Below are 18,807 nucleotides of genomic sequence, written 5' to 3'. Positions count from 1 at the left end.
GTCTTGTCAGCCTGTTGGTCGCTTGCAGCAGCGATGCGCCAAAAACCGCGGCCCCCTCCACTTCACAGCAGCAGGCGGTGGAAAAAAATCAGGAACCGGCCGATCCAGGCCCCTTGCCGGCCTACCAGCGCGAGTTGAGCGGCACCCTCGAGGGCGTACCGGCCGGCGCCGACGTCGAGCTGGCCCTGCTGGTGATCGATGAGCGCGGCCGTCCGCAACGCCCGCTGGCCAGCAGCAACCTGAGCGGCACCAGCCAGGCCCTGCCGTTCCGCCTGCGCTTTGCCACCGAAGCCTTTCCGGCCGGCGCCCGGGTCGAACTGCGCGGCCGCGCCAGCCAGTCCGGCCAACTGATCCTGCACCTGCCGGCCCAACGCATCGACCAACCCACCAGCCAGGCCCTGGGCCAACTGCAATTTGTCAAAGCCCCATGAATGTCCCGCTCGACCTGCAAGCTGCCCTCAGCGAACTGCTGGGGGACGCGCGACTGGTAGCCTGCGAGCTGCCCGATACCACGCTGAAACTCTGGCTGATCGACGCCGACAACATGGACCGCGCCTTCACCCCGGAAGAAACCCGGCGCATCCTCCACGAGCCGCCCTACTGGAGCTTCTGCTGGGCCAGCGGCCTGGCCCTGGCGCGCTACCTGGCCGAGCAGCCGCATTGGGTCGCGGGCAAGCGGGTGCTGGATTTCGGTGCCGGTTCCGGCGTGGCGGCGATTGCCGCGGCCAAGGCCGGGGCCCGGGAAGTGGTGGCCTGTGACCTTGACCCGCTGGCCATTGCCGCCTGCCGGGCGAATGCCCGACTCAATGGCGTCGAGCTGAGCTATTCCATGGATTTCTTCGCCGAGGCCGACCGCTTCGACCTGATCCTGGTGGCGGACGTGCTCTACGACCGGGCCAACCTGCCGCTGCTGGACCAGTTCCTCAGCCGTGGCCGCCAGGCCCTGGTGGCGGATTCCCGCGTACGGGACTTCCAGCACCCGCTCTATCAGCGCCTGGAAATGCTCAATGCCCTCACCCTGCCCGACCTGGCCGAACCCTGGGAATTTCGCAACGTGAGCCTCTATCACGCACAGCGGCGATAGCGATTTTCAGCCTCCCGGCCAGCCTTTATAGTGGTTCCATTCCCGCTTATTCGAGATACCCCATGAGTCAGGAAACGCCCTACATCTTCGACGCCCGCACCGCTGATTTCGACCAGTCGGTGATCGAGAACTCCTTTCACAAGCCGGTCCTGGTGGACTTCTGGGCCGAGTGGTGTGCGCCCTGCAAGGCGCTGATGCCGATGCTGCAGCAAATTGCCGAGAGCTATCAGGGCGAACTGCTGCTGGCCAAGGTCAACTGCGACATCGAGCAGGACATCGTCGCCCGCTTCGGCATCCGCAGCCTGCCCACCGTGGTGCTGTTCAAGGACGGCCAGCCCGTAGACGGCTTTGCCGGTGCGCAACCGGAATCCGCGGTGCGGGCCATGCTCGAACCCCATGTGCAGATGCCGCCACCGCCGGCCGCCGATCCGCTGGAACAGGCCGAAGCCCTGTTTGCCGAAGGTCGTATCGGCGATGCCGAGGCCCTGCTCAAGGTGCTGCTGGGCGAAGACAACAGCAACGCCAAGGCGCTGATCCTCTACGCCCGCTGCCTGGCCGAGCGTGGCGAGCTGGGTGAAGCCCAGACCGTGCTCGACGCGGTCAAGAGCGATGAGCACAAGGCGGCCCTGGCCGGAGCCAAGGCGCAGATCACCTTCCTCAAGCAGACCGCGGACCTGCCGGACGCCGCCGAGCTCAAGGCGCGCCTGGCCAAGGACCCGCAGGACGATGAAGCGCTGTACCAACTGGCGATCCAGCAACTGGCGCGCCAGCAATATGAATCGGCGCTCGAAGCCCTGCTCAAGCTGTTCATGCGCAACCGCAGCTACAACGAAGGCATCGCCCACAAGACCCTGCTGCAAGTCTTCGACCTGCTGGGCAACGACCACCCGCTGGTGACCGCCTACCGCCGCAAGCTGTTCGCCGCCCTGTACTGAGCCGGCTGGTGCAGGAGCTGGCTTGCCAGCGAAAGCGTTCTGACAGGCCGAACGCGTTCGCCAGCAAGCGGGCTCCTGCAGGGTCATTGCACCCAGCTGTAGATCGGCGTATCGGCGCCGCTCACCACCTTGACCTCGGCGCAGTGGCGCAAGCGCACCAACAAGCGCTTGCCTGCCGCAGCGCTGCCGGCCAGCCCTTCCAGTTGCTCCAGCAACTCCGGCCCGCTGAGCTGCCCGGCCTTGCGCAGCAACTCCTTGGTGGTCTGCCACAGGGCATCGTCCTGGCTGGCCGGCTTCGCCGCCACCGCGACGCTCTCGGGCTTGGCCGCCTGCAACTGCGCACCCAGTTGCGCCCAGTCGCCTTCGTCCAGTTCCAGGGTCAAATCCACCGGCCAGTCGCCGATGCTTCCACGAATCCGCAACATTGCTGTGCTCCTGAGTTTTTCTGACGAGCATGCTCCCACGCGTCTTGCGCAACGCCAAGCGGACGGTCAAACTCAGCAGCCGATTGTTATAAGATCACATAACATTTATTTCATCTTCGCTCCGGAGACTTGCTATGCGCCGTCTGCTACTCGCCCTGCCGTTCGCCCTGTTGCCACTGGCCGCCGCCCAGGCCGCGCAAGCCCATGATCACGAGCATGAACATGGCAGCCTCGGCGCCCACGAACATGGAGTCGGCCGTTTGAACGCAGTGCTCGACGGCCAGACCCTGGAACTGGAGCTGGAGAGCCCGGCAATGAACCTGGTGGGCTTCGAACACGCTCCGAGCACCGACGCCGACAAGGCCAAGGTGGCTGCCGCCCGCACCCAGCTGGAACAGCCGCTGGTACTGTTCAGCCTGCCCAAGGCGGCGGCGTGCGTGGTGGCCAAGCAGGAGCTGGAGAGCCCGTTGTTCGGCGACAAGCCCGATGCCGATGATCACGATGACGACGACCACGACGAAGATGCCAAGGACACCGCTGGCCACGAGCATCACCATGAGCACAGCGAGATCCACGCCCACTACCAGTTCACCTGCGCCAAGCCGGATGCCCTGAAGACCCTCGATCTGGGGCAGGTCTTCAAGACCTTCCCCGCCACCCAGAAAATTCAGGTACAACTCATTTCGCCGAATGGCCAGCAGGGCGTCGAAGCCAGCGCCACGGCGGCAACCCTGAAGTTCTGAGCGCCACCCCTGTAGCCGCTGCCTTCGGCGGCTACAACACTCATCCGATGATCGACCCGACATGACCCAAGCACTTATCGAACTGTCCAACCTGGGCTTCAACTGGCCCGGTCATCCACCGTTACTGGACATCCCGGACTTTCGCCTGGAAGTCGGCGAAACCCTGTTCCTCAAGGGCCCCAGCGGCAGCGGCAAGACCACCCTACTGGGCCTGCTGGGCGGCGTGCAGAAACCCAACCAGGGCAGCATTCGCCTGCTGGGCCAGGAGCTGACCGAGCTTTCGGCCGGCGCCCGCGACCGCTTTCGCGTCGATCACACCGGCTACATCTTCCAGCAGTTCAACCTGCTGCCGTTTCTCTCGGTACGCGAGAACGTCGAGCTGCCCTGCCACTTCTCCAAGCTACGGGCCGGCCGCGCCGCACAGCGCCATGGCAGCGTCGACCAGGCCGCAGCCACCCTGCTGGCCCACCTGGGGCTGAAGGACCCGGAGCTGCTCGGCCGCCGCGCCGATTCGCTATCCATCGGCCAGCAGCAGCGGGTCGCTGCGGCCCGGGCGCTGATCGGCCAGCCGGAACTGGTGATTGCCGACGAACCGACTTCGGCGCTGGACCACGACGCCCGGGAAGCCTTCCTCCAATTGCTGTTCGCCGAATGCCGTGAAGCCGGGGCCAGCCTGCTGTTCGTCAGCCACGACCAGAGCCTGGCAGCGCTGTTCGATCGCAACCTGTCGCTGGCCGAACTCAATCGCGCCGCCAAGCCCGCAGAGGTCTGAGATGTATCTGTTCCGTCTAGCCATGGCCAGCCTGGCTAACCGTCGCTTCACCGCGATCCTCACGGCCTTCGCCATTGCCCTCTCGGTCTGCCTGCTGCTGGCGGTGGAGCGGGTGCGCACCGAAGCCCGGGCCAGTTTCGCCAGCACCATCAGCGGCACCGACCTGATCGTCGGCGCCCGTTCCGGTTCGGTGAACCTGCTGCTGTACTCGGTATTCCGCATCGGCAACGCCACCAACAACATCCGCTGGGACAGCTTCGAGCACTTCGCCAGCAACCCCAAGGTGAAATGGGCAATCCCGATTTCCCTGGGCGACTCCCACCGCGGCTACCGGGTGATGGGCACCACCGACGCCTACTTCCAGCACTACCAGTACGGCCACCAGCAGAACCTGCAACTGGCGGTGGGCCGGGCCTTCGCCAGCGACCCCTTCGAAGTGGTGCTGGGGGCCGAAGTCGCCGATGCCTTGCACTACAAGCTGGGGGACAAGCTGGTACTGGCCCATGGCGTGGCGGCCATCAGCCTGGTCAAGCACGACGACAAGCCCTTCACCGTGGTCGGCATCCTCAAGCGCACCGGCACTCCGGTGGACCGCACCCTGCACATCAGCCTGGGCGGCATGGAGGCGATCCACATCGACTGGCACAACGGCGTGCCGGCCCGTGGCGAGGGGCGCATCAGCGCCGACCAGGCGCGCAACATGGACCTGACGCCCCAGGCCATCACCGCCTTCATGCTGGGCCTCAACAGCAAGATCTCGACCTTCGCCCTGCAACGGGAGATCAACGAATTCCGCGGCGAGCCGATGCTGGCGATCCTGCCCGGCGTGGCCCTGCAGGAACTCTGGAGCCTGATGGGCACCGCCGAGAAAGCCTTGTTCGTGGTGTCGCTGTTCGTGGTCCTGACCGGCCTGATCGGCATGCTCACGGCGATCCTCACCAGCCTCAATGAACGCCGGCGGGAGATGGCCATCCTGCGCTCGGTGGGCGCTCGCCCCTGGCACATTGCGACCCTGCTGATCTTCGAAGCCTTCGCCCTGGCGCTGTTCGGGGTGCTGGCCGGGCTTGGCCTGCTGTACCTGGGCATCGCCCTGGCCCAGGGCTACGTGCAGTCGAATTACGGCCTGTACCTGCCACTGTCCTGGCCCAGCCAGTATGAGTGGACGCTGCTGGGCGGTATTCTGATCGCCGCGCTGCTGATGGGCAGCGTGCCGGCCTGGCGCGCCTACCGGCAATCCCTGGCCGATGGCCTGTCGATTCGTTTATGAGCCCTGGTTTATGAAGACCCAACGCTTGCTGCGCTCTCTGCTTGCCCTGTCGCTGCTGTTCAGCTCGCCGCTGTGGGCGGCGGGGGCTCCGAAGGAGCTGACCTGGTCGGAAATGATCCCGCCGGACGCGCCGCCGGAAGTGCCGAACATGAAGCCGCTGCACGACCTGTCGCAGATGAGCGATGCGCTGTCCGCCGAATCGGCTCCCGCTGCCAAGCAGGACCTGCCCAATGCCCCGGTGGTGAAGAGCCTCGACGGCCAATCGGTGCGCCTGCCCGGCTACATCGTGCCCCTGGAAGTGAGCGAGGAAGGACGCACCACAGACTTCCTGCTGGTGCCCTACTTCGGCGCCTGCATCCACGTACCGCCACCGCCGTCGAACCAGATCGTCCACGTCACCAGCGAAGTCGGGGTGAAACTCGATGAGCTGTACCAGCCGTACTGGATCGAAGGCGACATGCAGGTCAAGCCCTCCACCAGCGAGCTGGCGGATGCCGGCTACCAGATGGCGGCGCAGAAGATCTACGTCTACGAGTTGCCGGAGTAAAAGAGTGCGGGCGGGCGACGCCCGGGGAACGTCAAAAGAGTGCGGGGCAAAAGAATAGTTCACCCCGCCAACCGGGGTTTGCCATTTCATTGAGCTGAGTCAAGGCGGTCAACTTGACGATCCTTACCATTGGACATAGCCAATCTGAATCGTCCTTTGGAGCTCCCATGCACAAGTCTCTGCTTAGCGCCTCCCTGATCGCGCTCGCACTCGCCGCCCCGATTGCCAACGCCCACGAAGCTGGTGACATCATCGTTCGTGCCGGTGCGATTACCGTCAAACCCAAAGCCAACAGCTCCGACGTCAAGGTCGACAGCGGCCCACTGGCTGGCGCCAACCTGGGCGGCAAGGCGACCATGGACAGCGACACTCAGCTGGGCTTGAACTTCGCCTACATGCTGACCAACAACATCGGTATCGAGTTGCTGGCCGCCACCCCGTTCGAACACGACGTGAAGATCCGCAACACGTCCCTGGCTCCGGCCAACGGCAAGCTGGGTACTCTCAAGCACCTGCCACCGACCCTGAGCGTGGTGTACTACCCGCTGGACCACAAGTCGGTGTTCCAACCCTACGTCGGTGCCGGTATCAACTACACCTGGATCTACGACGAGCACGTCGGCAGCCGCGCCCAGTCCGAAGGTTTCGACAACTTCCGCGCCAAGAACTCCTGGGGCCTGGCCTGGCAGATCGGTGCCGACTACATGCTGACCGACAACATCATGATCAACGCCCAGGCACGCTACATCGACATCGATACCCGCGCCTACGTGGACAACAACGCCCTGGCCGCCGGCACTCGTGCCAAGGTCAATGTGGACGTCGACCCATGGGTCTACATGGTGGGCCTGGGTTACAAGTTCTAAACCCGCCAGCAATAAAAAAGGCGCCTTGCAAGGCGCCTTTTTCATGTGCGTGTTTTCCCTCAGCGCCCCATCAGGCGGGCGAGGCCGACGCTCATCGGGGTCGGCTCGGGGAACTTGAAGCGCTGCAGCAGGCGCTGGTTGCCAGCCCGCGAATGGCGGATATCGCCCGCCCGAGCCGGGCCGTAGCTGATGGGTGGCAAGGCACCCACCACCTCGGCCAGGGCCGCGAGCATCTGCTTGAGGGTCGTGGCCTGGTTCAAGCCAACGTTGACCGCTCCCACTTCCAACTGCGGCGCCTCGATGGCCTGCACCAGCACCTGAACCAGATCGCCGACGTAGACGAAATCCCGGGTCTGCTCGCCATCGCCGAACACGGTGATCGGCAAGCCTTGCTGGGCCCGTTCGCTGAAGATGCTGATCACCCCGGAATAGGGCGAAGACGGATCCTGGCGCGGGCCGAAGATGTTGAAGAAGCGAAAGATCGCCGGTTCCAGCCCGTGCTGGCGCCGGTAGAAATCCAGGTAGTGCTCGCTGGCCAGCTTGTCCGAGGCATAAGGGGTCAGCGGCGCCTTGGCCGTGTCCTCGTCGATGGACTGGCCTTCCCCGTTGTTGCCATACACCGCGGCGCTGGAAGCGAACAGCACTCGCTTGACGCCGTGCTCACGCATGGCCTCACAGACATTCAGGGTACCGATGAAATTGCTCTGGTGGGTCTGCACCGGGTCGTCCACCGAGGCCTGCACCGAAGCCACCGCTGCCAGGTGCGCCACAGCGCAGCAGCCTTGCATGGCCTGGCTGACCAGCGACGCATCGGCCACATTGCCCTCGATCAGCTCGACCCGCGGATCAGCCAGCGGCAGGTTGCTCGGTTTACCGGTGGACAAGTCGTCCAGCACCCGCACCGCGTAGCCCTTGGCGAGCAGGGCATCGGCCAGGTGCGAGCCAATGAAACCGGCACCGCCGGTGATCAATACGAGGCCTTCAGCCATGACGATAAAACCTATCCAGTAAAGCCGGGAGCGCGGCACGCCAGGCGCGCGGCTTGATCCCGAAGGTATGAAGGATTTTCTTGCAGGCCAGTACTGCGTGCTGCGGTTCCTCGGCGGCATCGGCGCTGGCGGCATGGGCCTGGGCGGTCGGCGCCTCGATGGCCAGCGGGTGCAATTGCCGGGCTTCGGTCAGCACCGCCTGCCCCAGGGCCAGGGGCGTGGTCGCTTCCTGGCCGGCGTAGTGGTAAGTGCCCCAAAGCGGCGCGGCGCAATCGAGCTGCTTGAGCACCGAGATGATCACCCGCGCGGCATCGTCCACCGGGGTCGGATTACCCCGCCGGTCGTCGGCCATCAACAGTTCGTCCGGGGATTCGGCCCGGGCCAGGAAACGCCCGAGAATACCGTCCGGGCTGTCATCCAGCAGCCAGCCGAAACGCAGCAGCACGTGCTGCGGGCAGGTGGCGCGAACGCTTTGCTCGATACGCCACAGAGCCTGGCCGCGCAGGCCCAGGGGCACCGGCTCGTCCTTTTCGCTGTAGGCAGTCGCCCGGGAGCCGTCGAACACCCGGTAGCTCGAAGGTTGCAGGAGGATGATGTTGTGATGCTGGCAAAGCTCTGCCAGGCGCTCGACCGCCCGTTCCTGGCCGCTCAAGCGCGCCTCGCTCACGCTCTCCGCCTGAAACCAGTCGAAGTAGTAAGCCAGGTTGATCAAGGCATCCGGGCGGGTGTCGTCGAGCAGTTGCGTAAGGCTCGCGGCATCCCAGCCGTCTTGCGGCGGACGGGGGGCGAGGAAACCGATGTCTTCCTCCGCACCCAGGCGAATCAGCGCCTGCCCAAGGGCATTTCCGCCGCCCAGTAACATAAGGCGCATTCGCATAGAGTCAGCAGGCCCAGTCTGTTCAGAACGATGGTTGGAGTCGGCCAGTCTCGTGGGGCTGGCCGTCGATAATTGCCGGAATCGTTGCATTTTGCGGGTTTGTGGCGCAAGCGTCACTCAGAAAGTGTCGAGGCCCCCATGGAATCAACGGTGCTTGCAAGTTGCCGGGTGCGGCCGCATAAATCCATCCATGAACCTTGCCCAATCCGTGAATCCGGTGCTGGACGGCTTCCACCCCGCTGTCAGCGCCTGGTTCAAGCATACCTTTGCCGCTGTGACCCCGGCCCAGGCCCGCGCCTGGCCGCTGATCGCCCAGCGCCGCTCTACCCTGATCGCCGCGCCCACCGGCTCCGGCAAGACCCTGACCGCCTTTCTCGCGGTGATCGATGACCTGGTGCGCCAGGGGCTGGCCGGCGGTGGCCAGCTGCCGGACGCCACCCTGGTGGTGTATGTGTCGCCACTCAAGGCCTTGAGCAATGACATTCAGATCAACCTGCAGCAGCCACTGGCGGGCATCACCGAGCAATTGCGCCGCATGGGCCTGCCGGAACTGTCCATCAGCACCGCGGTGCGCACCGGCGATACTCCGCAGAAAGACCGCAACGCCATGCGCAAGAGCGCGCCGCAGATCCTCGTCACCACCCCGGAATCCCTCTACGTGCTGCTGGGCTCGGATTCCGGCCGCAGGATGCTGGCCAGCACCCGCAGCGTGATCGTCGACGAAATCCACGCCCTGGCCGGCAGCAAGCGCGGCAGCCACCTGGCCCTGAGCCTGGAACGCTTGCAGGCCTTGTGCGCCGAACCCTTGCTGCGCATCGGCCTGTCCGCCACGCAGAAGCCCATCGAAGCCGTGTCGCGCTTTCTGGTGGGCCACGGCCGCCCTTGCGAAATCGTCGATATCGGCCACGCCCGGCCCCGGGACCTGGACATCGAAGTGCCGCCGGTGCCGCTGTCGGCGGTCATGGCCAATGACGTCTGGGAGCTGGTGTACGAGCGCCTCGCCAACCTGGCCAGGGAACACCGCACCACGCTGATATTCGTCAACACCCGGCGCCTGGCCGAGCGCCTGGCCCGCCACCTCAGCGAGCGCCTGGGCAAGCAGGCGGTGGCCGCGCACCACGGCAGCCTGGCCAAGGAGCAGCGCCTGGAAGCCGAGCAGCGGCTCAAGGCCGGCGACCTGCAAGTGCTGATCGCTACCGCTTCCCTGGAGCTGGGGATCGATATCGGTGATGTCGACCTGGTGTGCCAGATCGGCTCGCCGCGCTCGATCTCGGCCTTTCTGCAGCGGGTCGGCCGCTCCGGTCACCAGGTGGGCGGCACGCCCAAGGGCCGGTTGTTCGCCCTGACCCGCGACGACCTGATCGAATGCGCCGCCCTGCTCGACTGCGTGCGCCGGGGCGAACTGGACACTCTACTGATTCCCCATGCCCCCCTGGATGTGCTGGCCCAGCAGATCGTCGCTGAAGTCAGCTGCCAGGAGTGGTCGGAAGCCGCGCTGCTGGACATGCTGCGCCAGGCCGCGCCCTACGCCGACCTGGATCAGGCTCACTACCAGGCGCTGTTGCAGATGCTCGCCGAGGGCTTCAACGGGCGCCAGGGCCTGCGCAGCGCCTACCTGCACCGCGACGCCCTGGCCCGCACCCTGCGCGGGCGCCGAGGCGCCCAACTGACCGCGCTGACCAGCGGCGGGACCATCCCCGACAACGCCGACTACAGCGTGCTGCTGGAGCCCCAGGGGCTGAACATTGGCAGCGTCAACGAAGACTTCGCCGTGGAAAGCATTGCCGGCGACGTGTTCCAGCTGGGCAACACCTCCTACCGCATCCTGCGGGTGGAAACCGGCAAGGTGCGGGTCGAGGATGCCCAGGGCCAGCCGCCGAACATTCCCTTCTGGCTCGGCGAAGCCCCCGGGCGCAGCGCCGAACTCTCCGGTGCCGTGGCGCGCCTGCTGGCCCAACTCGACGAGTTGCTCGGCGCCACGCCCGGCCAGTTGCAAGCGGCCATCCACTGGTTGCACCTCGAACTGGGCCTGAACCTGGCCAGCGCCGAGCAACTGGTGGATTACCTGGCACCGGCGCGCCTGGCCCTGGGCGCGCTGCCGTCCCAGGACACGCTGATCATGGAGCGCTTCTTCGACGAGTCCGGCGGCACCCAACTGGTGATCCACAGCCCCTTCGGCAGCCGCATCAACCGCGCCTGGGGCCTGGCCCTGCGCAAGCGCTTCTGCCGCACCTTCAATTTCGAATTGCAGGCGGCCGCCAGCGAGGACGCGATCGTCCTTTCCCTGTCCACCAGCCACAGCTTCGCCCTGGACGAGGTCTGGCGTTACCTGCACAGCAACAGCGCCGAACACATCCTGGTCCAGGCGCTGCTGGACGCACCGCTGTTCGGCGTGCGCTGGCGCTGGAACGCCGGAGTGGCGCTAGCCCTGCCGCGCTACAGCGGCGGGCGCAAAGTGCCGCCGCAGATCCAGCGCATGAAAAGCGAAGACCTGATCGCCAGCGTGTTTCCCGACCAGATCGCCTGCCTGGAAAACCTGGCCGGCGAGCGCGAGATTCCCGACCATCCGCTGGTGGAGCAGACCCTCGACGACTGCCTGCACGAAGCCATGGACAGCGAAGGCTGGTTGAACCTGCTGCGTCGCATGGAACAGGGCCAGGTGCGCCTGCTCAGCCGCGAACTGCCGGCGCCCTCGCCCCTGGCGGCGGAAATCCTCAGCGCCAAGCCCTACACCTTTCTCGATGACGCCCCCCTGGAGGAACGCCGTACCCAGGCGGTGCTGGCCCGGCGCTGGAGCGACCCGCAAGCCACCGACGACCTGGGCGCCCTGGATGCCGAAGCGATTGCCGCGGTGGCCGCCGAAGCCTGGCCAGCCCCGGCCAGTGCCGATGAAATGCACGAAGCGCTGATGAGCCTGGCCTGTATCAGCGAAGCCGAGGCCCAGGCCAACCTCCACTGGCCCGAGTGGCTGCAAGCCCTTTCCAGCCAGGGCCGCGCCTGCCGCTTGCAGGCCGGCCCGGGCGGCGGCTTGTGGCTGGCCCTGGAGCGCATCTGCTGTCTGCGGGCGCTGTACCCTCAGGCCGCCTTGCAACCCGCGCTGCAACCGGTGCCCGGTTTCGACCAGGCCTGGGAGGCACAGCCGGCCCTGGTGGAGCTGATTCGCGCCCGCCTCAGCGGCTTCGCTCCCCTGACCCTGGCGCAGATCGCCGCGCCCCTGGGCCTGCCCGCTTCCAGCATCCACCAGGCGCTGATCCAGCTGGAGAGCGAAGGTTATGTGCTGCGGGGGCGCTTCAGCCCTGGCGGCGATGAAGAACAATGGTGCGAACGTCACCTGCTGGCGCGGATCCACCGCTACACGGTGAAGCGCCTGCGCCGGGAAATCGAACCGGTGGCCTTGCAGGATTTCATGCGCTTTCTGTTCGACTGGCAGCACCTGTCGCCGGGTACCCAGGGCCAGGGCAGCGCCATGCTGGCCGAGGTGGTCGCGCAGTTCGAAGGCTACCCCGCAGCGGCCTCGGCCTGGGACAGCGACCTGCTGCCGGCGCGCCTGAAGGATTACTCCGCCAGTTGGCTGGATGACCTGTGCCGCAGCGGCAAGGTGGTCTGGAGCCGGATCAACAGCAGCGGCAAGATCGCCGCCAGCGCCCTGCGCAGCACTCCCATCGTGTTGCTGCCCCGGGCCCGCGTGGCGCTCTGGAACGCCCTGACCTGCCCCATCGACAGCAGTGACCTGTCACCCAAGGCGCAGAAGGTTCACGCCGTACTGAGCCAGCTGGGCGCACTGTTTTTCGATGAACTGCTGCAAGAAGCCCACCTGCTGCGCAGCGAACTGGAAACCGTGCTGCAGGAACTGGTAGGCGCCGGATGGGTGAACGCCGACAGCTTCGCCGGGCTGCGGGCCCTGATCACCCCGGCCAGCAAGCGCCAGAACCGCAGCAGCCGACGGGGTCGCGGCGCCTTCGTCGGAGGAATGGACGACGCGGGGCGCTGGGCCTTGTTGCGCCGCGCCGCCAGCGAGGATAGCGCCGCCACCCTGGAGCACGTGGCCATGACCCTGCTACGCCGCTATGGCGTGGTGTTCTGGCGCCTGCTGGAGCGCGAGGCCGACTGGCTGCCCAACTGGCGCGATTTGCTGCGTACCTTCCATCGCCTGGAAGCCCGCGGAGAAATTCGCGGCGGGCGCTTCGTCAGCGGCCTGGCCGGCGAGCAGTTCGCCCTGCCGGAAGCCATCCCGCTACTGCGCGAAGTGCGCCGCCGGCCCCATGACGGCAGCCTGATCGCGGTGTGCGGCGTCGACCCGCTGAACCTTGCCGGGACCCTGCTGCCCGGGCCCAAGGTCCCGGCCCTGAGCGGCAACCGCCTGGTGTTCCGCGACGGCCTGCCGGCGGCCGCCGACATCGGCGGCACCCAGCACCTGTGGCTGGAGCTGGAACCCCAGGCCGCCCAGGCCCTGCGCAACAAGCTCATCCGGCACTGACCTCCCCCGTAGGAGCCGGCTTGCCGGCGAAAGGGCCCGAAGCCCTGAGCCACATCCAACGGCCTCTTCGCTGGCAAGCCTGCTCCTACCCAGGCAGCAGGCGCCCTTCCAGACAATCCACGCCCACCCTCGTAGGAGCCGGCTTGCCGGCGAAAGGGCCCGTGAGCCCTGCGCCAGATCCAGCGGCCTCTTCGCTGGCAAGCCAGCTCCTACACAGGCAGCAGGCGCCCTTCCAGACAATCCACGCCCACCCTCGTAGGAGCCGGCTTGCCGGCGAAAGGGCCCGTGAGCCCTGCGCCAGATCCAGCGGCCTCTTCGCTGGCAAGCCAGCTCCTACCCAGGCAGCAGGCGCCCTTCCAGACAATCCACGCCCACCCTCGTAGGAGCCGGCTTGCCGGCGAAAGGGCCCGTGAGCCCTGCGCCAGATCCAGCGGCCTCTTCGCTGGCAAGCCAGCTCCTACCCAGGCAGCAGGCGCCCTTCCAGACAATCCACGCCCACCCTCGTAGGAGCCGGCTTGCCGGCGAAAAGGCCCGTGAGCCCTGCGCCAGATCCAGCGGCCCTTACGCTGGCCGTCGTTGCGCAATCATTGCGGGCGGGGGGATTCGGGGAGCAGCAGCGCCGAGTCGTCCTGTTCCGGTTCGTCTTCATGCACCCGCCGCGCCGGTAACACCACCGGCTGTGGATAAGTCTGGGCGAAATGCACCCAGGGGCAGTTATCCACAAGCTTTTTCAGACGCTGGTTGAAGGCCCGGCTCACCGCGTACTGGCCGCCGGACACCGTGCGGAACTGGGCCGTCAGCACCACGCCGTTGAGGTCCATCTTGTCCACCCCGAACACGTCCAGGCCGCCTTGCAGGTTGTAGCGCAGGAAGCTGTCCTCGCTGATGGAGCGCCCGGCTTCGCGGATCAGTTCGATGGCCTTGTCGACGTCGGTGTCGTAGGTGAACTGCACCGAGAAGAAGGCATAGGCGAACTGCCGCGACTGGTTGGTGACCGCCTTGATCTGGCCGAACGGCACCGAATGCACGAAACCCTTGCCGTCGCGCAGGCGCAGGGTGCGGATGGTCAGGCCCTCGACGGTGCCGGCATGGCCGGAGTCGAGCACCACCCAGTCACCAATGGACAGGGTGTCTTCGATGATGATGAACAGGCCGGTGATCACGTCCTGCACCAGTTGCTGGGAGCCGAAACCGATGGCCAGGCCCACCACCCCGGCACCGGCCAGCAGCGGCGCGACGTTGATCCCCAGGTTGGCCATGGTGGTGATCGCGCAGATCACCACCAGGATGATTTTGATCGCATTGCGCAGCAGCGGCAGGATGGTCTTGACCCGGGTACTGGGCTGACGCGCCGAACGCTTGTTGGCCGGTGGCTTGAGGGCCTCCTGGATCGCCGTGTCGAGCACCACCCACAGCAGCCAGGTCACCAGGAAGATCAGGCCGATGCTGCTCAGGGAGTCGCTGATGGCCCGGCCCACGGTATTGCGCTGGGCGAACTCGAACAGCGAGATCCCCCAGATGCGCCCGAGGATCTCGATGAAGGCGATGGCCATGACGATCCGCAGCAGGGCGTGCAACAGGCTCAGGAAACGCTCCTTGTAGGCGCTGCTGCGCTGAATCGTCTGGGCGCTACGGGACTTGAACAGGTGCTGCAGCACGGTGCTGAGGAACACCGTGGCGATCAGCAGCACGGTGGTCAGCAAGGCGCAGCGCAGGGCCTGCTGGCTGTCCTCGCCGGCACCGATCAGGCTCACCGCCGAGACCAGCACCATCAGCAGGATCGGCCAGTACCAGAGCCCGGAAAAGATCCGCAGCGACTCCTGCAACGCCGGCTGTTTCAGACGCTGGGCCAGGGAGCGGTTGCGGATCAGGTGCGCCACCGGCCGGCGCAGGCGGATCACCAGCACCGCGAAGATCAGCGAGGCCAGCAGGCCGGTGAACACCGCCACGCTGCTGGTGATATTGCCCCCCAGCTGGCGAGCGATCTGCGGGCTGGTGAGGGCATCGCTGAGAGCCGCAAGGAAACCGATCAGAAACAGCGGTTTCGGGCAGTAGCCACGGATGATCCGCACCGCGGGCCGCTTGTGCCCGACGTTGAACATCACGATCAGGCACAACAGCACCGAGGTCGAGACGATGCCGCTGCTGGTGGCATAGGCCAGGCACAGGGCCAGCGCCCGCCCCACCGAACCGTTCAGGGAATGGCTGACGTAAAGCGTCAACGGCAGGCAGACCAAGGCCGGCAAGGTATAAGGCAGCAGGTATTCCAACAGGCCCTGGCCTCGGGGCCGGGCTTGCAGCCAGGGCCGCTGGCTCAGCCGCCGTACCAGCAGCCCGGCCAGCACCGTGAGCAGGGCGAAGCTGCCCAGCCAGGTGCCGGACAAGGTGAGGAAATCCCCGGCCACGCTCCAGCCCGAACGGTCCGAGGGTTGGTTCACCAGGCGCCCCACTTCGTCCGCCGCGCGGTCGGCCCGCAGGCGCCAGGCGTCGATCAGGTTTTCATTGAGGTCGAGCTTGTCCTGGACATCGTCGATGCTCGAACTGATGGCGCCCAGCAGGCCCCCTTCCACCAGCAGTTCCGGCTTGGCCGGGGCCGCCGCCGGGGTTGTTGCGGCAGTGGCGGCGCAGAGCTCGCTGCTGCCCAGAACGAGCAGCATCCCGAGCAAGATCGCGGTCTTGAAATTCAACACAACGCAGGGCTCCTTCAGCAGGGTCTGTAAGGAACTGATCAGCAAACGCCCGGCAAGTTCGCTTCAGTTGCCCCCGGGGCCGGCGCGCCGGTGAACGACGGGCTCCGGGATCCTTGACCCACAGGCAAATATCTTGTGCCGATAGGGCTATTTTTCCGCACGAGTCAAACCCGGACACTGCGCGCCAATCCCACTTTCACCGGAGTTGCAGTGATGCCCATTGCCCTGCTCGCGCTGACCCTCAGCGCATTCGCCATCGGCACGACCGAGTTCGTTATCGTTGGCCTGCTACCCACCATAGGTACCGACCTCGGGGTCAGCCTGCCGTCCGCCGGCCTGCTGGTCAGCCTCTACGCTCTGGGCGTGGCGATTGGCGCCCCGGTGCTCACCGCCCTCAGCGGCAAGGTGCCGCGCAAGCTGTTGCTGCTGTCGCTGATGGTGCTGTTCACCCTTGGCAACCTGCTGGCCTGGAAGGCACCCGGGTATGAATCCCTGGTGCTGGCACGGATTGTCACGGGCCTGGCCCACGGGGTGTTTTTCTCCATCGGCTCGACCATCGCCACCAGCCTGGTGCCCAAGGAAAAAGCCGCCAGCGCGATCGCCATCATGTTCACCGGGCTCACCGTGGCCCTGGTCACCGGCGTACCCCTGGGCACCTTTATCGGCCAGCATCTGGGCTGGCGCGAAACCTTCCTCGCAGTGTCCGCCCTGGGGGTGATCGCCTTTATCGGCAGCCTGCTGTTCGTGCCGAAGAACATTACCCACCGCCCGCCGGCGTCGCTGCTGCAACAACTGCAGGTGCTCAAGCAACCGCGCCTGCTGCTGGTGTACGCCATGACCGCGGTGGGTTACGGCGGCTCGTTCATCGCCTTCACCTTCCTGGCGCCGATCCTCCAGGACATTTCCGGCTTCAGCGCCGGCACCGTGAGCCTGGTGCTGCTGGTGTACGGCGTGTCGGTGGCGGTGGGCAATATCTGGGGCGGCAAATTGGCGGACCGACGCGGACCGATCGGCGCCCTGAAGATCATCTTCGCCCTGCTCGCCGCGGTGCTGCTGATGCTCAGCCTCACCGCCGGCAACCCATGGCTGGCGCTGCTGACCGTGCTGCTGTGGGGCGCGGTGGCGTTTGGCAACGTACCGGGGCTGCAGGTCTATGTGGTACGTCAGGCCGAGCACTACACACCCCAGGCGGTGGACGTGGCGTCCGGCCTGAACATTGCCGCCTTCAACCTGGGGATTGCCGGTGGAGCCTGGCTGGGGGGCTTGATCGTCGCTCACCTGGGGCTGATCCACACCGCCTGGATCGGCGCGCTGGTGGTGCTGGTGGCCCTGGCCCTGACCGTCTTGAGCGGCCACCTGGATCGCCGCAACCCGCTAGCGTTCGCGCCGGCCGGCGGCAGCGCCCGGGCAGTGGCAGGCCACTGAACAGGCCGCAGCCGGGTTACGGTACCCGGCTTGCAGCCGTTGAGGTGGCACCGAAGCGATTGCGATATTCACTGGGCGCCAGCCCGGTGATTTTCCGGAACAGGCTGCGAAAGGTGGCAGGGTCCTGATAACCCACGGTCCAGGCGATGTGATCGATGCTGCCGTTGGTGAACTCCAGCAGTTCCCGGGCCTTGCCCACCCGCAGGTGCTGACAGTACTGGGTCGGCTTGAGGCCGGTGGCCGCCCGGAAGCGCCGCAGCAAGGTGCGCGGCTCAAGCCCCGCCTGCTGCGCCATCACCGGCAGCGAAACATCCACCGCGCCATTGGCCTGCAGCCAGTGCTGGAGCTTGAGAATCGCCCCGTCGCCGTGGCTGAGGATCGGTGCGAAATTGCTGCCGCACTGGCTCGCGCTGGCACTGTGCTCCATCACCAGAAAGCGCGCCGTGGCACTGGCGATGCTCGGCCCCAGCAAGCGGTTCACCAGGCGCAGACCAAGCTCGGCCCAGGCCATCAGCCCGGCGCTGGTGATCAGGTCGCCGTCATCGACAATGGGTTTGTGCGCTTCCAGGCGCACCTGTGGGTAACGCTCGGCGAAGGCCTGGGCCGAGGTCCAGTGGGTGGTGGCGCTGCGGCCATCGAGCAGGCCGCTTTCGGCCAGCAGGATCGAGCCCACACAGACTCCGCCCAGGGTGGCTCCAGCGGCGTGTTGCTGGCGCAGCCAGTCCATCAGGGCGGCAGATGACTGATGGCTTGAGAAGCCCGCCAGCGAAGGCGGGATCAATACCGCCAACAAGGCCCCGGGGGCTTCGGCCAGGCTGTCGTGGACCCGCACCGGAGGCAGTTCGCCGCTGGCCTGCCAGTGGCTGACGCGCAACCGCGGCAACTGCGCCTGCGGCTGTTCGCCGGCAATCCGGTTGGCTACCTCGAACAAGTCGCTCAGGCCATGTACCGCCGCCATCTGCACACCGGGATAGAGCAGTACCCCCAATTCGGCGTGCGTGCCTTGAATACCCACTGTCAGTTTTCCCCCGGTTAATGTCGGTGCGGCCAATCCTCGAAGGAACGACCGATGGCGATACTGGCTCCCACGTCAATCACTCACCCGCAGGTATTACCCATGGCCAGACAGGCACTCATCGTAATCGATATCCAGAACGACTACTTCGCCGACGGCAAGTGGCCCCTGATCGGCGTCGACGCTGCAGCGGACAACGCCGCCCGGCTGATCCAGGCATTTCGCCAGAACGCTGAACCTGTGGTGCACATCCGCCACGAATTCACCTCCGACGACGCTCCCTTCTTCACTCCCGGCTCCCCAGGTGCGCAGTTGCACCCCAAGGTCCAGAACCACGCCGATGAGCCGGTGGTGCTCAAGCATTTCGTCAACGCATTCCGCGACACCGAGCTGCAATCTCTGCTCACGCGGCAGGGCATCGAGGAACTGGTGATCGTCGGCAACATGAGCCACATGTGTGTGGAAGGCACTGCCCGGGCCGCTGCCGACCTGGGCTACCCGGTCAAGGTGATCCATGACGCCTGTGCCACTCTCGACCTGGAGTTCGCTGGCCAGCGCGTGCCCGCCGCCCAGGTACAAAGTGCGGTGATGGCGGCACTGGCGTTCGCCTATGCCAGCGTGCTGTCCACCGAGCAGTTTCTGGCGGCCGGGCAGGCCCCTGCGGCTTGATCACCCGCAAGCGGTGAGCCGTGGCT

16 protein-coding genes are annotated in these 18,807 nt (G+C 66.1%); 11 read left to right on the top strand and 5 right to left on the bottom strand.

The genetic code is table 11. The features are described from left to right. The 3 genes from F6S12_RS07880 to trxA form a co-directional block, all read left to right on the top strand. The coding region (locus F6S12_RS07880) for a hypothetical protein (RefSeq protein WP_315868822.1) at positions 1-431 on the top strand (431 nt) is incomplete at its 5' end. Beyond that, positions 428-1,084, top strand: a complete 657-nt coding sequence (locus F6S12_RS07875) for a class I SAM-dependent methyltransferase (protein ID WP_053154128.1) — start codon at positions 428-430, stop codon at positions 1,082-1,084. The genes F6S12_RS07880 and F6S12_RS07875, both read left to right, overlap by 4 nt. A 62-nt stretch (positions 1,085-1,146) precedes the next feature. Next, entirely contained in the window at positions 1,147-2,019 is an 873-nt protein-coding gene (gene trxA, locus F6S12_RS07870) for a thioredoxin (protein WP_315868821.1), read from the top strand. A gap of 83 nt (positions 2,020-2,102) precedes the next feature. Here trxA and F6S12_RS07865 read toward each other — a convergent pair whose 3' ends face one another. Further along, the gene (locus F6S12_RS07865) at positions 2,103-2,444 is read right to left on the bottom strand and encodes a hypothetical protein (RefSeq protein ID WP_015637205.1); all 342 of its coding nucleotides are present in this window, start codon (positions 2,442-2,444) and stop codon (positions 2,103-2,105) included. 134 nt (positions 2,445-2,578) lie between these two features. Between F6S12_RS07865 and F6S12_RS07860 the strand changes: the two genes are divergently transcribed. The 5 genes from F6S12_RS07860 (at position 2,579) to F6S12_RS07840 (ending at position 6,639) form a co-directional block, all read left to right on the top strand. Continuing rightward, on the top strand, positions 2,579-3,187 hold the full coding sequence (locus tag F6S12_RS07860) for a DUF2796 domain-containing protein (protein WP_011063744.1): 609 nt from the start codon (positions 2,579-2,581) through the stop codon (positions 3,185-3,187). Positions 3,188-3,248: 61 nt separating this feature from the next. After that, the gene (locus F6S12_RS07855) at positions 3,249-3,959 is read left to right on the top strand and encodes an ABC transporter ATP-binding protein (RefSeq protein ID WP_019093216.1); all 711 of its coding nucleotides are present in this window, start codon (positions 3,249-3,251) and stop codon (positions 3,957-3,959) included. A gap of 1 nt (position 3,960) precedes the next feature. Further along, positions 3,961-5,226 carry an ABC transporter permease gene (locus F6S12_RS07850; protein WP_015637208.1) on the top strand — a complete coding sequence of 422 codons (1,266 nt, stop codon included), beginning with the start codon at positions 3,961-3,963 and terminating at the stop codon, positions 5,224-5,226. Positions 5,227-5,251: 25 nt separating this feature from the next. Beyond that, entirely contained in the window at positions 5,252-5,773 is a 522-nt protein-coding gene (locus tag F6S12_RS07845; RefSeq protein WP_212806404.1) for a DUF3299 domain-containing protein, read from the top strand. A gap of 167 nt (positions 5,774-5,940) precedes the next feature. Beyond that, positions 5,941-6,639, top strand: a complete 699-nt coding sequence (locus F6S12_RS07840) for an OmpW/AlkL family protein (RefSeq protein WP_011063748.1) — start codon at positions 5,941-5,943, stop codon at positions 6,637-6,639. A gap of 59 nt (positions 6,640-6,698) precedes the next feature. On the opposite strand, the gene F6S12_RS07835 is transcribed toward F6S12_RS07840, so the two are convergent. Next, positions 6,699-7,628, bottom strand: a complete 930-nt coding sequence (locus F6S12_RS07835; protein ID WP_011063749.1) for an NAD-dependent epimerase/dehydratase family protein — start codon at positions 7,626-7,628, stop codon at positions 6,699-6,701. Beyond that, positions 7,621-8,505 carry a sugar nucleotide-binding protein gene (locus F6S12_RS07830; RefSeq protein WP_036995925.1) on the bottom strand — a complete coding sequence of 295 codons (885 nt, stop codon included), beginning with the start codon at positions 8,503-8,505 and terminating at the stop codon, positions 7,621-7,623. The genes F6S12_RS07835 and F6S12_RS07830 overlap by 8 nt, the downstream gene beginning before the upstream one ends. A gap of 190 nt (positions 8,506-8,695) precedes the next feature. On the opposite strand from F6S12_RS07830, the gene F6S12_RS07825 reads away from it, so the two are divergent. Continuing rightward, the gene (locus F6S12_RS07825) at positions 8,696-12,982 is read left to right on the top strand and encodes a DEAD/DEAH box helicase (RefSeq protein ID WP_315868820.1); all 4,287 of its coding nucleotides are present in this window, start codon (positions 8,696-8,698) and stop codon (positions 12,980-12,982) included. A 584-nt stretch (positions 12,983-13,566) separates the two neighbouring features. Here the strand turns inward: F6S12_RS07825 and F6S12_RS07820 are convergent. Continuing rightward, on the bottom strand, positions 13,567-15,672 hold the full coding sequence (locus F6S12_RS07820; protein ID WP_315868819.1) for a mechanosensitive ion channel family protein: 2,106 nt from the start codon (positions 15,670-15,672) through the stop codon (positions 13,567-13,569). A gap of 213 nt (positions 15,673-15,885) precedes the next feature. On the opposite strand from F6S12_RS07820, the gene F6S12_RS07815 reads away from it, so the two are divergent. Next, the gene (locus F6S12_RS07815; protein ID WP_011063752.1) at positions 15,886-17,097 is read left to right on the top strand and encodes an MFS transporter; all 1,212 of its coding nucleotides are present in this window, start codon (positions 15,886-15,888) and stop codon (positions 17,095-17,097) included. A gap of 16 nt (positions 17,098-17,113) precedes the next feature. Here F6S12_RS07815 and F6S12_RS07810 read toward each other — a convergent pair whose 3' ends face one another. After that, positions 17,114-18,055 carry a GlxA family transcriptional regulator gene (locus F6S12_RS07810; RefSeq protein WP_186355385.1) on the bottom strand — a complete coding sequence of 314 codons (942 nt, stop codon included), beginning with the start codon at positions 18,053-18,055 and terminating at the stop codon, positions 17,114-17,116. A 159-nt stretch (positions 18,056-18,214) separates the two neighbouring features. On the opposite strand from F6S12_RS07810, the gene F6S12_RS07805 reads away from it, so the two are divergent. After that, complete coding sequence (locus tag F6S12_RS07805) at positions 18,215-18,781, top strand: cysteine hydrolase family protein (RefSeq protein ID WP_011063754.1); 567 nt, start codon at positions 18,215-18,217, stop codon at positions 18,779-18,781. The last annotated feature ends 26 nt before the right edge of the window (positions 18,782-18,807 follow it).

Origin of the sequence: Pseudomonas sp. JV245A (genome assembly GCF_032424515.1) — a bacterium.
Lineage (GTDB): Bacteria > Pseudomonadota > Gammaproteobacteria > Pseudomonadales > Pseudomonadaceae > Aquipseudomonas > Aquipseudomonas protegens.
This window is presented reverse-complemented; position numbering and strand designations above follow the sequence as displayed.

Bases quoted from the DNA above. Each gene is read 5' to 3' on its own strand.
- F6S12_RS07875 (WP_053154128.1), top strand. From the start codon at position 428: ATGAATGTCCCGCTCGACCTGCAAGCTGCCCTCAGCGAACTGCTGGGG.
- trxA (WP_315868821.1), top strand. From the start codon at position 1,147: ATGAGTCAGGAAACGCCCTACATCTTCGACGCCCGCACCGCTGATTTC.
- F6S12_RS07865 (WP_015637205.1), bottom strand. From the start codon at position 2,444: ATGTTGCGGATTCGTGGAAGCATCGGCGACTGGCCGGTGGATTTGACC.
- F6S12_RS07860 (WP_011063744.1), top strand. From the start codon at position 2,579: ATGCGCCGTCTGCTACTCGCCCTGCCGTTCGCCCTGTTGCCACTGGCC.
- F6S12_RS07855 (WP_019093216.1), top strand. From the start codon at position 3,249: ATGACCCAAGCACTTATCGAACTGTCCAACCTGGGCTTCAACTGGCCC.
- F6S12_RS07850 (WP_015637208.1), top strand. From the start codon at position 3,961: ATGTATCTGTTCCGTCTAGCCATGGCCAGCCTGGCTAACCGTCGCTTC.
- F6S12_RS07840 (WP_011063748.1), top strand. From the start codon at position 5,941: ATGCACAAGTCTCTGCTTAGCGCCTCCCTGATCGCGCTCGCACTCGCC.
- F6S12_RS07835 (WP_011063749.1), bottom strand. From the start codon at position 7,628: ATGGCTGAAGGCCTCGTATTGATCACCGGCGGTGCCGGTTTCATTGGC.
- F6S12_RS07830 (WP_036995925.1), bottom strand. From the start codon at position 8,505: ATGCGAATGCGCCTTATGTTACTGGGCGGCGGAAATGCCCTTGGGCAG.
- F6S12_RS07825 (WP_315868820.1), top strand. From the start codon at position 8,696: ATGAACCTTGCCCAATCCGTGAATCCGGTGCTGGACGGCTTCCACCCC.
- F6S12_RS07815 (WP_011063752.1), top strand. From the start codon at position 15,886: ATGCCCATTGCCCTGCTCGCGCTGACCCTCAGCGCATTCGCCATCGGC.
- F6S12_RS07810 (WP_186355385.1), bottom strand. From the start codon at position 18,055: ATGGCGGCGGTACATGGCCTGAGCGACTTGTTCGAGGTAGCCAACCGG.
- F6S12_RS07805 (WP_011063754.1), top strand. From the start codon at position 18,215: ATGGCCAGACAGGCACTCATCGTAATCGATATCCAGAACGACTACTTC.